The organism is Endozoicomonas sp. ALD068 (assembly GCF_049310145.1).
Classification (GTDB): Bacteria; Pseudomonadota; Gammaproteobacteria; order Pseudomonadales; family Endozoicomonadaceae; genus Endozoicomonas_A.
The window spans coordinates 1,612,046-1,626,927 of sequence record NZ_JBLYNU010000004.1; the positions used below are offsets into that span (position 1 = coordinate 1,612,046).

The following is a 14,882-nucleotide window of genomic DNA, read 5'->3' on the forward strand; positions in this document are numbered from 1 at the left end:
CGATAATGTTAGTCACTGTATCACTACAGTGGTTAAACCATGACACGTTTCGCGACCCGCTCTATGCGGGTCGTTCCTCTTCGACTTGGCAAGGAGTTAAGACAGGACATGTCCAGACTGATCGAAACGCAATCCGTGGCAATCACCAATTCCGGCCTGGTTCCAATTGTCGTTGAGCAGTCCGCCAGAGGTGAGCGTTCTTACGACATATACTCAAGGCTACTCAAGGAAAGAGTTATCTTCCTGGTGGGTCAGGTTGAGGATCACATGGCCAATCTGGTTGTGGCTCAGCTACTGTTTCTTGAGTCAGAGAATCCAGACAAGGATATCCATCTCTATATCAATTCTCCGGGTGGGTCGGTTACTGCCGGTATGTCTATTTACGACACCATGCAGTTTATTAAACCGGATGTTTCAACCATGTGTATCGGGCAGGCCTGTAGCATGGGCTCACTGCTTCTGGCGGCAGGTGCTAACGGAAAACGTTATGCACTGCCTCACTCCAGAGTGATGATTCATCAGCCGCTGGGTGGTTTTCAGGGACAGGCGTCTGATATTGCTATTCACGCCCAGGAAATCATGACCATCAAGGAACGTTTGAATCATGTGCTGGCCAAGCATACCGGACAGCCCATGGAAGTGGTTGAGAAAGATACTGACCGTGATAACTTTATGAGTGCCGAACAGGCAATGGAATACGGCCTGATTGACAAGGTTCTGAGTAGTCGCATTCCGACTGACAAGTAAAAGCGTGGAGTTTGAACGAAAATAGCCTCGAGCTGTCTATTCTTGTTCAGACTCCCGAGTACCGTCTGGCAGAAACAGATTAAAATCAGGCAAAGGTGGACAGTGAGTGCTTTTGTGGAGGCAGTCTCAGTATTGGTAACAGATTGCCCCAATGTGAAGGAGTAAATTGAATCCATGACAGTTTCTGCCTGAGGCATGAAAAATAGGTCTGACTAACCTCTCGTAGACCATTTTTCTGTAATTTCTCCTGTTTGACACTTGAAAATACGTCCCAATGCCTGCATCTTGTTTTTATGACAGGTGTTGTTCCTCCAACAGGTAATCGAATGACCGACGAAACTAGCGGCAAGGGTGAAGATAACGGCAAGTTGCTGTACTGCTCTTTCTGCGGAAAAAGTCAGCATGAGGTGCGCAAGCTCATTGCCGGCCCTTCCGTATTTATTTGCGATGAGTGTGTTGATCTGTGCAACGACATCATCCGTGAAGAAATTCAGGACAGTGAAACAGAGACTTCCTCTGACAAGCTGCCGACACCCCGGGAAATCAAGGATATTCTCGACGAATATGTGATCGGTCAACCGCGCGCTAAGAAAGTGTTGTCGGTTGCTGTATACAACCACTACAAGCGCCTGCGATATGGCGATAAGAAAAAAGATGATGTAGAGCTGGGCAAGAGTAATATCATGCTGCTCGGGCCTACCGGCAGTGGTAAGACATTGCTGGCCGAGACACTGGCAAGGCTGCTAAATGTGCCCTTTACTATTGCCGATGCCACCACTCTGACCGAAGCAGGTTATGTGGGTGAAGATGTTGAAAATATCATTCAGAAGCTGCTACAGAAGTGTGACTACGATGTAGAGAAGGCCCAGGTGGGCATTGTTTATATTGATGAAATTGACAAGATTTCCAGAAAGTCTGACAACCCCTCAATTACCCGTGATGTATCCGGTGAAGGTGTTCAGCAAGCCCTGCTCAAGTTGATTGAAGGTACCGTTGCTTCCGTTCCGCCACAAGGTGGTCGCAAGCATCCTCAGCAGGAGTTTCTGCAGGTAGATACCTCCAATATCCTGTTTATCTGTGGTGGTGCCTTTGCCGGTCTGGATAAAGTGATTCGGGACCGCACTGATAAAGGTGGTATTGGTTTCTCGGCGGAAGTGAAGAGCAAGGATAGCAAGAAGGATCTGAGTGAAATCTTTAAAGAGGTTGAACCGGAAGATCTGGTTAAGTTTGGTCTAATTCCGGAGTTTATTGGTCGTCTGCCAGTGATTGCCACGCTGGAAGAACTGGATGAAGCTGCTCTGGTTCAGATTCTGACCGAACCAAAGAATGCTCTGACCAAGCAGTATTCAAAGCTCTTCGAAATGGAAGATGTCGATGTCGACTTCCGTGAAGACGCTCTGCGTGCAGTGGCTAAGAAAGCTATGGAACGAAAGACGGGTGCCCGTGGTCTAAGGTCCATTCTCGAAGGTGTTTTGCTGGACTCCATGTACGACATACCGTCAGAGAGGACGGTTTCCAAAGTGGTCATTGACGCTTCCGTGATTGAAGGCAAGTCTGAACCGCTGATGATTTATGAAAACACTGGAGCACAGATGGCAGCATCTGACGACAGTTGACTATAAGTTCGCATTTTTACAGAACCGGGAACCCTGTCAAATGGCAGGGTTTCTTTTTCCCGGGAGCAAATCCACAACCGACCAAAATAGCGGGATTCTGGTAAAACGCTTATTGCTTTATTTTTTCAGTGTTGGATTACATAGGCCCAGCTCTGATCGGGATGACAGAAAAATACAAGAGATACATTGCTCTTGACAGACTTCAAAAACTGTTACATTAACGAATTGGGTCAGCGTTATTGTGGTACTAAGGTCTATAAATTTTACTTGCCGGGTGGGTAGAGAGTCTTGTAAAAAATCAGATCAGTGGCTGTATAGAGAATTGATCGAAAGAAGTTGCGAAGATAAGCTTCTCAATCATGAAAATCTACCACAGTTGGAAGCAATAAACACTATTGTAATTTCCGCAAAAAAGAAGCATCTTAAACCTTAAGCCAACGGTGCTGCACGTTTACAGGATGTTGCCCGTTGTGAGCCGTTCCGGAACATTATAATACCGGAGTCATGTAAGTAGAAATGCCGTAAGGGGACTGAGTCATGGATAAAAACGATACTTTGCATCTGTCAGAGCCCTTTGAGCTGCCATTGCTGCCTCTCAGGGATGTGGTGGTGTATCCGCACATGGTGATACCGCTTTTTGTCGGGCGTGAGAAATCCATACAGGCCCTTGACCTTGCCATGGAGCAAGATAAGAAGATTCTTTTGGTGGCCCAGAAAAATGCCCAGGTCGATGATCCGGTCGTAGACGATATTTTTCAGGTGGGCACACTTGCCAGCATTTTACAGCTTCTAAAGTTACCCGATGGTACCGTCAAAGTTTTGGTTGAAGGTGAGGGCCGTGTCACTATCAATCGTTTGGATGAAAGTAATGATTATGTTACGGCGGAAGTTCAGGAATTCATTGAGCAGGAAGTCAGTGAGCGCGAGTCGGAAGTTCTGACCCGGTCATTAATGTCCCAGTTTGAACAGTATGTTCAACTGAGCAAGAAAGTGCCTTCTGATGTACTGACGTCCCTGACAGGAATCAATGTGCCCTCCAAGCTGGTTGACACTGTCGCCGCTCACATGCCCATGAAGATTGAGGACAAGCAGAAAGTGCTTGAAGTCGAAGATTTGGGTGAGCGGCTGGAATACCTGATCGGTATTATGCAGGGTGAGCTGGATTTTCTGCAGGTTGAAAAGAAGATTCGTGGCCGTGTCAAAAAACAGATGGAGCGCAGTCAGCGTGAGTACTATCTGAATGAGCAGATGAAGGCTATCCAGAAAGAATTGGGTGATATGGATGAGACGCCTAATGAGTTGGAAGAGCTGAAACAGAAGATTGATGATGCAGGTATGCCTGTCGAGGCGAAAGAGAAGGCCATAGCAGAGCTCAGCAAGCTCAAGATGATGTCGCCAATGTCCGCTGAAGCGACTGTGGTCCGTGGTTATATCGACTGGATGATTGCTGTACCCTGGAAAAAGCGCAGCAAAGTTCGTCATGACATGAGGCGTGCTCAGGATATTCTTGAAGCAGAACACTATGGTCTGGAAGAGGTGAAGGAGCGTATTCTGGAATACCTGGCAGTACAGAAACGTGTTCGCAAGATAAAAGGTCCTGTTCTGTGTCTGGTGGGACCTCCCGGTGTTGGTAAAACCTCTTTGGGCGAGTCGATTGCCAGGGCTACTAATCGTAAGTTTGTTCGTATGGCTCTCGGTGGTGTTCGTGATGAAGCGGAGATCCGTGGCCACAGAAGAACCTATATTGGTTCCATGCCCGGCAAGCTGATACAGAAAATGGCCAAGTCCGAAGTGCGTAACCCGCTTTTCCTGTTGGATGAAATTGACAAGATGGGTTCTGATATGAGAGGCGATCCTTCTTCAGCTTTGTTGGAGGTGCTGGATCCCGAGCAGAACAACTCATTCAACGATCACTATCTGGAAGTGGACTATGACCTCTCTGATGTCATGTTTGTTTGTACCTCCAACTCCATGGATATCCCGGCACCACTGCTGGATCGTATGGAAGTGATCCGGATTCCGGGTTACACCGAAGATGAAAAAGTGAATATTGCCCAGCGTTATCTCGTCACCAAGCAGATCAAGAACAGTGGTCTCAAGGCTGGTGAGCTGGAGTTTGAGGAAGACGCCATACGTGATGTCATCCGTTACTTCACTCGGGAAGCAGGCGTCCGGGGGCTGGAAAGGGAAATTGCCAAAATTTGCCGTAAGGCGGTTAAGGATGAAGCACTTTCTGCTCAAGAGCGTTACGATACAGTGACCCCTGAATCACTGGAATATTTCCTGGGGGTTCGCAAGTTCAGCTTTGGTAAGGCGGAAGATCAGGATCAGGTGGGTCAGGTAACCGGACTGGCCTGGACCCAGGTTGGCGGTGAGCTGCTGACTATTGAGTCAATGGCGGTGCCTGGGAAAGGGCAGATTACCAAGACGGGTTCTCTTGGGGATGTTATGCAGGAGTCTATCCAGGCTGCCCTGACTGTCGTTCGTAGCAGAGCCCATTCACTGGGAATTCCTCAGGATTTCCACCAGAAGAATGATCTGCACATTCACGTTCCTGAGGGAGCTACGCCCAAGGATGGTCCAAGTGCCGGTATCGGCATGTGCACAGCTCTGGTTTCTGTACTGACTGATATTCCAGTCAAGGCCGATGTTGCCATGACCGGGGAAATTACTCTGAGAGGGCAGGTGCTGGCCATTGGTGGTTTGAAAGAGAAGCTTTTGGCGGCGCATCGAGGTGGTATCAAGACGGTCGTTATTCCGGAAGAGAATCGCCGGGATCTGAAAGAGATTCCGGAGAATATCAAGGAAGACCTTACGATCGTGCCGGTGAAGTGGATTGATGAAGTGCTGGAGATTGCCTTGCAGTATATGCCAACTGCTGACAATGAAGAGCCTATTAAGGATCTTGAAACCGAGGCTGCATCTGGTAGGAGACGTTTAATCAAGACCCATTGAGCATACTGATCCTATTAAAACAACAGGCTGGTACAAGAGTACTGGCCTTTTTTTTGGAGTTAGTGCGCAGAGGCAGTATTGGCGGTTGTTGCCGCTGTTGACAGTTCCCATAAGGCATTGGTATAAACAGCGTCTGCTGTTAAGTAGGCTCTTGTGGGTTTTAGGAGCCTGAGAATTATCCGTTTCGGATACAATCTGCAACTCGTTTGATGCTGTTTCGCTTTTTTGCCCTGTTCAATTCTTTCAGATGGAAAGTCAGAGGGTATTTCGAAGTCGTTGTGGCCGTTCTGTAATAAACGGGGAGCTGTTGTTAACTGTTTGATTGGAACATACGATCAGATTAGGCAGAAAACGGCAGAAATTACCGGGTAACCTGCGCTATCGCTTGAGTTTTCAGCTAAAATCACGCAGCATAGCAAAGCACCCGTCAGGTATGGTATCTGGGGCAGTCAGACTGTCTTCAGTACCAACAAGCTATTTTTGGTTATAGCTATTTTTGGCTATAAAAGCATCGTACAAAGAAGGGGAATAGAGTGAACAAGTCCGAGCTGATTGAAGCAATTGCGGCATCTGCTGACCTTCCCAAGGCTGCCGCTGGTCGTGCCCTGGACGCCATGATTAACTCTGTCACCAATGCACTTAAAGATGGTGAACAGGTCGTCCTGGTTGGTTTTGGTACATTCGCTGTTAAAGAGCGTGCGGCTCGAACTGGCCGTAACCCTCAAACCGGTGAGCCTATTGAGATTGCTGCTTCCAAGATCCCTAGCTTCAAGGCTGGTAAAGCTCTCAAGGATGCGGTTAACAGCTGATAGCGCGCCTGGGATGAAGTCCTGAGACTTCAACAAACCACAAAGGAACTGTGGCAAGAATCTGCAGTTGTTTTCAAAAAGGCTGTTAATTTTTTGCTGCTTTCCGAAAAGGCGCATCTTAAGATGCGCTTTTTTTGTTGGTGAAGCCTGAAATTCTGAAACTCCGTTTTACGGGTCAGGGGATAAAGGTCATACCAGCAGCACCTGACACTACGTCTCAAGAGCTCATTCTCAAGAGCTTACAGAGAGGTAAGTGATGTCATCGTAACAGGGCTCGAACATCAGGTTCGTGTCTCTATGAATATAAAGCTAAAGCGAGCCCGGAACCTGAGGTTAGTATGCTCCAATCAATGAGGGATAAGGCAAAGAGCTGGGTAACATTTGTTGTTGTCGGCATCATTGCTTTTATGATGGCGATTACCGGCCTGGAAACACTGGCGCCGAATCCTAATAATCCTAACGTTGCTAGCGTTAACGGTGAAGATATCACCCGTGCCCAGTTGACACAGTCGCTGGAGCAACAGAGAAGAATGCTTATTCAGCAGATGGGTGATCAGTTTGATCCATCCCTGATTGATGAAAAACAGCTCAGGGAGTCTGTTCTTCAATCTCTGATTGATCGCAGTCTGCTGCTGCAGGAAGCCAAAAATGGTGGTATGGGTTTAGGTCAGAAAGAACTGGATGCCATGATCGTTCGTATGCCTGAATTTCAACAGGACGGTAAATTCGACCAGGATCGCTTCATGATGATGGTCCGCAGTTTGGGTATGTCTCCAGCTCAGTTCCGTGTGCTTTTGAGTGACGAAACAGTTTTGCAGCAAATTCAGGCCGGTGTTGCAGGTTCCGAGTTTGTCACCCAGTCAGAGATTAACAGGCTGACTGCCCTGGAAAGCCAGAAGCGTGAGATAACCTGGCTGACACTGGATGTTGCAAAAGTTCGTGACAGTATTGAACCGACTGAAGATCAGGTTAAATCCTACTACGAAGCCCACCGTGATCAGTACATGACATCAGAGCAGGTTGAGATCAGTTTCGTAGAAATGGATAGGGCTTCCATGGTTGAGGATCTTGAAGTCGATGAGCAGGCTGTCAAAGATGAATACCAGCGTCGACTCCAGGACATCGAAGAGAATGCCGCTGATACACAAACAGTGTCCACTATTTTGATTCAGACCGGTGATCAGCGCTCACTGGAAGAAGCTCGTAAAATTGCTGCAGAAGTAGAGTCCAGGCTGAAGGCGGGTGAAGCTTTTGCCAGGCTGGCAGAAGAGTACTCGGACGATCCCGTAACCTCTGCCAAAGGCGGTGATATGGGGCAGGTTCAACCAGGCATCTTTGGTGATACTTTTGATGAAACGGTGGCCTCTCTTGAGCCAGGACAGGTTTCAAGGCCAGTTGAAACTGACTTTGGAGTCCAGATCATCAAATTAACTTCTCGCGAGAAGCCCGTCATTCCGAGCTTTGATGAACTGAAAGATGAAATTGCTACCGGGCTTAAGGCTCAGGAAGCCGAAACCATTTATCTGGAAAAAACCCGTAAGCTGGCGGATATCAGCTTCGAAGCATCTGATCTGGCCCAACCGGCAGAACAGCTGGGCCTGACCATCCAGACGGCAGGTCCTTTTACTCGCCAGGGTGGAAGCACCGATGTAACTTCAAACGCTAAAGTTATTGCAGCTGCCTTCAGTGATGATGTGCTTGAACTGGGTGCCAACAGTGAACTGATTGAGCTGTCTCCAGAAAAGGCCATGGTTCTTAGAGTTAAAAAGCACCTTAAACCAGAATTGCGTCCGATGGCTGAAGTGCAGGACAGCATTGTACAGGCTCTCAAGATTGAAGAAGCACGAGAGCAGCTGGTCAAGAGGGCAGAAGCTCTGCAGGCAAAACTGGTGGCCGGCGACACGGTTAAGCAGGTAGCTGAATCTGAGGGTCTGAACTGGACTGAGGCCAAGACGATTGCCAGAAGAGAGCAGGGCGTTCCTCAACCCCTTCTGATTGAATCTTTCAAAATGCCTCATCCTGAAGACGGGAAGTCGAGCTATGCTTCAGTCGAATTGTCCAATGGTGATATCGCTGTTGTTGCCCTTAGTAAAGTAGTTGAAGGTAAGCCACTCGAGGCAGATACCGCCAGTAATCGAATGATGGCGAGCTACATCGCTAACGGTAATGGACGTAACCTCTTTACCGAGTACCTCAAGAGCCTGAAGGAAACCGCAAAGGTTAAGATCACTAAACAAGAAGAGTGATCTCAGGTTAACCCAATCCGAATGGCAGCCATAAACCCCGGTTTTTATCGGGGTTTATTTTTTTCTGGCCGATTACGGCACGCAGCGCCAACTGGCGCTGTTCCAGTCCGCATAGTGGCGACTATCCATTTTCGTACCAAACAGAAAGCGGAATATCTGTCGGAGCAGGTCATACAACGTTTAAAAGACTGTGGTCTGACATTGCATCCGGAAAAGACAAAGCTGGTCCAGGTGACTTTGTTAAGAAAATGGTACAAAAATTATTCTAGCCGTATGATCACTCATCATGAAGTATAAAAAGCAGCCTTCGAATTGCTCTTTAGATATATTAATTGAATAACGCTTGATATTGTCCAACAGGCAATGTGTAATGCTTTCGTTATGTTCAATTAAATCAGTTTCTGATGCATGATATAGGAATGTTCTGTTTGACAGCATTAAATCTACATCATGCCTGGTTAGCCCTCGTGGTTTGTTTTCTTTAGAGTTGTTTTCTACTGTTAGTAATACAATATAATTTTTTATTTGAGCTGATTTGGTTTGTCTGGAAAGTTGATCGAATGTTGAATAAATTGTAGATGATGCTCCTGAATAATTAATAATCCTGGCAATGTCTTCCTGTCTATTAATGTAAGTGTCTTGCTGCTCTACATCATCAATCAAGATAGACAAATCCTCCTCATTCATCCGAATAGCTTCATTGATTGGAACCACTAATGATGAATTGACACTGAATTCTGGTGGTACGTCTAATTCAGCATTTGCTCCTGGTGGCGGGAACCTTAGATTCCTGGTTGCTCGCAATGCTAAGGAAAATCCTCTACGACAGCCATAGAGGATAGTTACAGGAAGGGCTGCAATTGAAATACCTGTGACTGCTGTTGCTGCACCAATGGTAAGAAAAGTGCCGCCTATTAAAATACTAACACCTGCCAGTGTTGGAATTGATCTGATTGTTGCTCGCCAGCCATGGTATGTTGTTTGAACGCCATTACTTACAACGGTAAGTTGTGCCCCTGTTTCAGAAGTTGAATATCTATATTCAGAAGTTGAATATCTATAGTTAAATTCAAATGAATAAGAACGCTCGGAAGAGGCTAAAGCCAAGAGAAACGATATTATATAAAACAGCTTTATCGTAGAGTGAGTGGTTGTTTTCATTGACTCAACCTATGCATTAGAAATTTCATTTAAGGTAGAGTCGTTTTTGTCTTTTGTCACGTAACGAGTCTGTAGAAAAAACATCTCAAAGGCTGCTATCTCCAAGAGACTCACTTTAATATTCATTTAATCCTGTTTCAGATATTCAGTTACTGACTTTTTTCTGGTTTTTCAGGGTAAGTTCGGTCGGTCTGATTTCCTGCCTATGACCAAGCGGTGGTTCCGACGTCACCAGTCGTTTGCCGTAAAAAAACCGAGGGGCACCCGGTTACTGCTGATGAAGGCTTCTTTATAAGTCCAGACGCTATAGGCTGGCTGTAGCCTGTGAAGTCAGAAACCTCCCATGACAAGGCGGAGAGCGTCACAGCAGGTATTGTAAATACCTGAATTTCCATTAATAAATGCTTATTATTCTGGCGGTAAATGAGGGCAGGGGATCTGAAGCAGTTGAGTATTTTCATCAACATACCATTCTATTTGACCGTTTTTGGTGCTCAGTTTCACTGTAACTTCTGGTTCTGTTGCTGCAACGATGTCCCGTTTCAGATCTTTCATGGAAACAATGGATCTGCCGGAAATTTGATATGTTTCCAGTCCCATAATCCCGGCACCTTTTGCTCCCAGTGAATAGGGTGGTTTGCTGGCGATCATTGTGTAATCAACGGCAAGGTCACCGTCTGCCAGTAGTGTGACGGTTATCTGGTGGTTATCGTCAGCGTCCCTGCCCATAGGATTCAGCAGGAAGGGAGTCACCTTAAACAGTCGATAAGTCTCAAGTTTGGTCTGGTAAGCAGCAAAAGTCTGGGTCAAAAGTTTTGACAGAGTCCTGGCAGCACGCATGTCGCCAAGAAAACGCATCAGTTGAGTGACTTCCAGCGTATGTCCGATACGAGAAAAAGTTTGATCCTTTCTTCGCTTTTTGCTGCCGGTAGCTACCTTGAACTGATAGTCTGTTCGCGGGCGGTCCTTTTCAAATTGGGTCAGCATTTCTTCGGAATCGTTAATACTGTTCAGAATGACTTGCCACTCTTTCGTCATGTTTTCTTTTATGCCCAGAAATTCCGGGGAAACAGGCATGTCATGGTTAAGACCATACTTTAACGCCACGGGTAATCTTTTTGTTAATTCGCCTGTGATATGGCTCAGCCATTTTTCTGAAGGCTCCCCGATCATTTGGCGGGTGTCAGAAGAAACACTGGGTACTGAACAGGCATCGTGTATTTCCTCAACGAGAGCAAACAGGTGTGATAGACCTTTGTCGTAGGAAAAAATTTCCGTTCCTGAAGCCACTTGGACCAGCAATGTGGGAATGTCTGCAACGTAGAAATTTCTTAAATTTCTATCAGAATTATTGAATCGTTCAACCCTCTGTACAATAAAAGTCATATCCTGATGAAATGTTTGTTGCCAGGGAGTGTTCTGAATTCCATGGATAGGTTGATCATTCGCCAGGTGCCGGGCGATAAGGGTAAAAAGCTGGCTCTGCATGCTCATTTGTTCGGGGGCCTGAATCAGCAGTCCCATGATGTAATGATTAAGTCTCTCCTGAGTCAACTGCTGTTGTTGAATATCGGACAACATTGCTGCCAGCATCTTTTTAGTGCTTTCATCCAGGGAGGCTGAACTCCACGACACAAGGCACTCTATCAAGTCCGGCTGAATGGGATTTGAAGTTTCTGCGGCTTGCAGTTGCTGCTCCAGGGTCTTTCCGGCCTGAAATGCTTTTACAAAACGCTTGATGGACTGCTCTAGTCCATCAAAGTACTGAATTCCGGGTAGGAGAGTCAGGTTAATCAAATGGTTTTCATCCAAGGGTTCACAAAGCTGACTCTTCAAAGGTTCATCGACCTGTTGCGACAGGGACTGACAGAAGTGTTCCAGCTTTTGTAATGTCATCAGGCCTGTTTGTTCAGACACCAGCGCCTTAACCGGTCGGGACCTGCGGGTTCGTTCCATCAGTTCAATATGGTCGAGCGTGATATCGACTGAAACCAGTGTGTAACTGTTGTCTTCTTCCCGATGGATAAAGCCCATCTGGCTGAGCTCATTGTTGGTAAAAAGTGGTGCTTCTTCTGTTCTGGCAGGATAAACACAGTGAAACACAAACCCCTGATCAAGTTTTCCACCGTCGTTTAACCAGATTCGACCAAACTCAACCGGGTCTGTACAGGCGAGATAGCGATCAAGCAGGAACAGCTTTCTGTTATTCACTTTTGATGCGAAGAATCCTGAAGGCTTCAGTGAGTTAACCTGACCAGAAGCCATTCCAAGCTTTGTTAATACAAAGGCTACTTTGCTGCGCAGCTGATTTTTGTCTGCATAAAAGTCCGAATAGTGCTGTTCCAGAGACGCTACAAATTGATTCAGTTCACGCTGCCAGAGCTTTTTGTGGCGCAACTGCAGTAGTTCCTCTCCCTGACCTTTGGCAGTCACTTGCCAGTGTGCCAGGGTTTTTGCAGAAAAGGGCTGAACTGTCGGGAGCGTATTTTGTGTGGGCAGACTCCTGACCTTATGACCCAGCCAGAAACCGGAGAGACGGCCAAGTCCACTGTGCAGAGAGCGATAGACTGAGCTGACAAAACTGGGTATCCGCATACCGGCTTAATCTTCCATGAAGAGGCTGATGGGGGGGCTGTGTAAACTTTAACCTATCATAAAAAGCCAGAGAAACATGAGTTGTTAAGCCAGTTTCGTGTGCGCCAAACCCTTGTCAATTATTGGGGGACGCTCCCTCTCCGGTCGGAATTGGTATACCGATTGAGAATTAGTTTTCCAGCTCGAGCATCCAGTCACCTGGTATCCAAAAGTCGTCCAGATCCAGTGATAATACCGGGCGATCACCCTGATCAGACAAGGCCCTGGCATCTTTAAAGGCTTCAAGGCAGTCATCTTCGAGAATTGGGCCAATCAACTCAGGCCGGTATTTGTTGTCTTTTCCTGCCCGGTCGAGAATTTCGACGGCTTCGAATCCGAAAGAGCAATCCCAGAGTTCTTTGAGGCTGATTCTTGAAGCGCCGTAGGCGATTCTGGCAATGTTGATATCGTGCATATTGCACCAGAGAATCGTCGATATGGCTGCGCAGTCCGGCTCGGTATTGGTCAGCAGAATCAGCTCCTGATCCCGGCGGACATGATAGTTCTGTGCCAATGCATGAAGGGCCAGACCTTCAGCGCTGAACAGGGGACTGATATGCCGGGCATAAGCGGCAGTCACCAGAATCTGGCCGCAGGGGTCCAGGATGCAGCAGGAAAAAGGTGCTACGGGGTTGGCATTGATGCCAAGCTCGATCAGCTCTCCCATCATTTCTTCGTACTCTTGCATAACCGTTCTCCGGACGGGTTGAAATCATCAAGAGAGACACAGGCTATTTGTCATGTCCCAATTGTTAAGCGGAAAAGAGCCTGAATAAAGCGGAAAAAACTGCCAAATTTATAGTTCCATTTGTCATCTCCATCAAGGTATTGCGACCATTTCTTCGAAAAGTGCAATGTCCACAAAGCGCAGTATATTCCGGGTACAATTTTCTCATGTCACAGCAGTGCGATTCTGTACACACTGGTGGAAACCGCCATTGCCAGAGTGTTCTACACAGTAGCCGGTGCTAGCATGCTGTTACTGCACGGCTTTATCAAAAAGTCGGATAAAACCCCGACAAACGATCTTAAGCTGGCAAAAACGCGCCGTGATGACGTGCTAAGGGAACAGAAAGGAGGTAGTGATGAGTAATCCCCATATTGGCAGCAGTTTCGACGACTTCCTGGAAGAAGAGGGCTTGCTGCCCGAATGCCAGGCAGAGGCCATAAAGCGAGTACCTGGAAAAAGAGAAGGCCAACAAATCAACCTTTGCCCGCCGCCTGGGTACCAGCCGTTCACAACTGGATCGGCTTCTTGATCCCAACAGCACCAGCCTGAATCTGAAAACACTGGCGAATGCCCCTCAGGTGATGGGGAGAAAGCTGGAGTTGAGGATTGTTTGATTTGCCCGGCTTCGCCAACCCTTAGCCAGATTGACGGCAGATGCTTTAATGGGCTTCTTTTCTGGTAAGGTCTGCAAGTCAATGATCTGGTACTGGAACACCCGTTGACATCCTCCCACAGATAAAGAGGGTGTCGCAAAACTCCAACAGCTCGTCCCCGTGCTCTGAGGTCGTCATTCCCGCGAAGGCGGGAATCCAGCGCCAACGGTGGATCTCTGCCTTCTCGGGGATGACAAGGCTAGGGGGGCACCGGGCAGTATGGTTCTGGTGGTGAGTCAGTGTGGATTCCCGCCTTCGCGGGAATGACGAGAATGAAGTTGGGAATGACGAGAATGAAGTCGGGAATGACGAGAATGAAGTCGGGAATGACGAGAGTCAACTCGTTCCCATGCTGGAGAGAGTTTTGTGAGAGAGTTTTGTGACACCCTCAGAGCGTGGGAACGAGTCGTAAAATACGTGGCCCGAAGGAGAAAAGGAATAGTGAAGCTCCCAATACTTGGCTGTCTCTCAATTGAGAGACATACTAAATAAACATCACTTAAAAAGGATATTTGTTATGGCTCATACATCAATGTTGCACGTCCGTGTAGATTCTGCTTTAAAAACATAAGCGACCGAAAAGCTGGCCAACTTCGGCTTAACCCTGTCTGATGCGGTTCGGATCCTGCTGACCCGGATAACCAAAGAAGGTGGCCTGCCCGTCGGCCTTACCAGTGACCCTGAAGCGCATGATGCCTGGTTCCGGGAGCGGGTTAAGGAAGCCTTGAACTCTGAAGATGTTTTATCCCATAACCAGGTTATGGATGAAGCCCAAGCCTTGATCGAAAGGAAAAAACAACGTGCATAAATTGGAGCGGTTGGGCCTTGCTCGTAACGACCTTTTGACCATTGTTGATTACACTCCGATGATAACTTAGAGACGGCCCCTCGACTCAAGGACGACATTCAGGCCAAAGCTGAAAAGCTTATGGATTTTCCCAAAATTGGCAGGGTAGGCCGGGTTGTAGGTACAAGGGAGTTAGTGGCTTGGGGAAATTACATTATTGTGTACAAGGTAAGTGAAACCACCATTCGGATACTTCGCATTTTGCATGCCGCACAGCAATGGCCACTGTCGAAATAGGGGTTATGACCGTTAGCGTACGTTTTCGTTCCGGCTCCAGACCTCTGACAGCGAGATCGATATGGCGTTGTCGAAGGTGTCCATTGCCAAGCTGATTGAATGATGAGTTTATGGCCATCAGTGCGCAGGATGATATTGATCTCTTCGCTATACCCAAGCTGTTCTAACAAGTCGAAATAAAGCCGGGTTCCGGGAATAAAATCCCTCAGTCCTTCAGGCAGTCTCAGGGCGGGAAGTGCCATCAGGC

At 47.3% G+C, this 14,882-nt stretch carries 12 protein-coding genes and 1 pseudogene; 9 read left to right on the forward strand and 4 right to left on the reverse strand.

The window, feature by feature from the left end; translation table 11 throughout:
• Nucleotides 1-108: 108 nt before the first annotated feature.
• From clpP to ACO6V5_RS05715, 5 genes and pseudogenes are all read left to right on the forward strand, one after another.
• Nucleotides 109-747, forward strand: coding sequence for an ATP-dependent Clp endopeptidase proteolytic subunit ClpP (clpP, locus tag ACO6V5_RS05695; protein WP_422133927.1), 639 nt, complete (start codon nt 109-111; stop codon nt 745-747).
• 326 nt (nt 748-1,073) lie between these two features.
• Nucleotides 1,074-2,363, forward strand: coding sequence for an ATP-dependent Clp protease ATP-binding subunit ClpX (gene clpX / locus ACO6V5_RS05700; protein WP_422133926.1), 1,290 nt, complete (start codon nt 1,074-1,076; stop codon nt 2,361-2,363).
• A gap of 561 nt (nt 2,364-2,924) precedes the next feature.
• A complete protein-coding gene (gene lon / locus ACO6V5_RS05705; protein ID WP_422137112.1) occupies nt 2,925-5,318 on the forward strand; it encodes an endopeptidase La in 2,394 nt (797 codons plus the stop codon).
• 530 nt (nt 5,319-5,848) lie between these two features.
• A pseudogene (locus ACO6V5_RS05710) lies at nt 5,849-6,127 on the forward strand (HU family DNA-binding protein); the annotation flags it as partial.
• A 338-nt stretch (nt 6,128-6,465) separates the two neighbouring features.
• Nucleotides 6,466-8,373 (forward strand): SurA N-terminal domain-containing protein, encoded by a 1,908-nt coding sequence (locus ACO6V5_RS05715; RefSeq protein ID WP_422410081.1) that lies wholly within the window; start codon nt 6,466-6,468, stop codon nt 8,371-8,373.
• Nucleotides 8,374-8,613: 240 nt separating this feature from the next.
• On the opposite strand, the gene ACO6V5_RS05720 is transcribed toward ACO6V5_RS05715, so the two are convergent.
• The 3 genes from ACO6V5_RS05720 to ACO6V5_RS05730 form a co-directional block, all read right to left on the reverse strand.
• Nucleotides 8,614-9,534, reverse strand: coding sequence for a hypothetical protein (locus ACO6V5_RS05720; protein WP_422410079.1), 921 nt, complete (start codon nt 9,532-9,534; stop codon nt 8,614-8,616).
• A gap of 408 nt (nt 9,535-9,942) precedes the next feature.
• Nucleotides 9,943-12,129, reverse strand: a complete 2,187-nt coding sequence (locus ACO6V5_RS05725; RefSeq protein WP_422410077.1) for a hypothetical protein — start codon at nt 12,127-12,129, stop codon at nt 9,943-9,945.
• Between the two features lie 169 nt (nt 12,130-12,298).
• Complete coding sequence (locus ACO6V5_RS05730) at nt 12,299-12,856, reverse strand: hypothetical protein (RefSeq protein WP_422410075.1); 558 nt, start codon at nt 12,854-12,856, stop codon at nt 12,299-12,301.
• Nucleotides 12,857-13,093: 237 nt separating this feature from the next.
• Here ACO6V5_RS05730 and ACO6V5_RS05735 point away from each other — a divergent pair, with 237 nt between their 5' ends.
• A complete protein-coding gene (locus ACO6V5_RS05735; protein WP_422410073.1) occupies nt 13,094-13,261 on the forward strand; it encodes a type II toxin-antitoxin system RelE/ParE family toxin in 168 nt (55 codons plus the stop codon).
• The gene (locus ACO6V5_RS05740) at nt 13,254-13,427 is read left to right on the forward strand and encodes a hypothetical protein (RefSeq protein ID WP_422410071.1); all 174 of its coding nucleotides are present in this window, start codon (nt 13,254-13,256) and stop codon (nt 13,425-13,427) included. The genes ACO6V5_RS05735 and ACO6V5_RS05740 overlap by 8 nt, the downstream gene beginning before the upstream one ends.
• A 323-nt stretch (nt 13,428-13,750) precedes the next feature.
• On the opposite strand, the gene ACO6V5_RS05745 is transcribed toward ACO6V5_RS05740, so the two are convergent.
• On the reverse strand, nt 13,751-13,891 hold the full coding sequence (locus ACO6V5_RS05745) for a hypothetical protein (RefSeq protein ID WP_422441831.1): 141 nt from the start codon (nt 13,889-13,891) through the stop codon (nt 13,751-13,753).
• A gap of 243 nt (nt 13,892-14,134) precedes the next feature.
• Between ACO6V5_RS05745 and ACO6V5_RS05750 the strand changes: the two genes are divergently transcribed.
• Entirely contained in the window at nt 14,135-14,359 is a 225-nt protein-coding gene (locus ACO6V5_RS05750; RefSeq protein ID WP_422410087.1) for a type II toxin-antitoxin system RelB/DinJ family antitoxin, read from the forward strand.
• 96 nt (nt 14,360-14,455) lie between these two features.
• Nucleotides 14,456-14,635 (forward strand): type II toxin-antitoxin system RelE/ParE family toxin, encoded by a 180-nt coding sequence (locus ACO6V5_RS05755; RefSeq protein WP_422137111.1) that lies wholly within the window; start codon nt 14,456-14,458, stop codon nt 14,633-14,635.
• Nucleotides 14,636-14,882 lie beyond the last annotated feature (247 nt).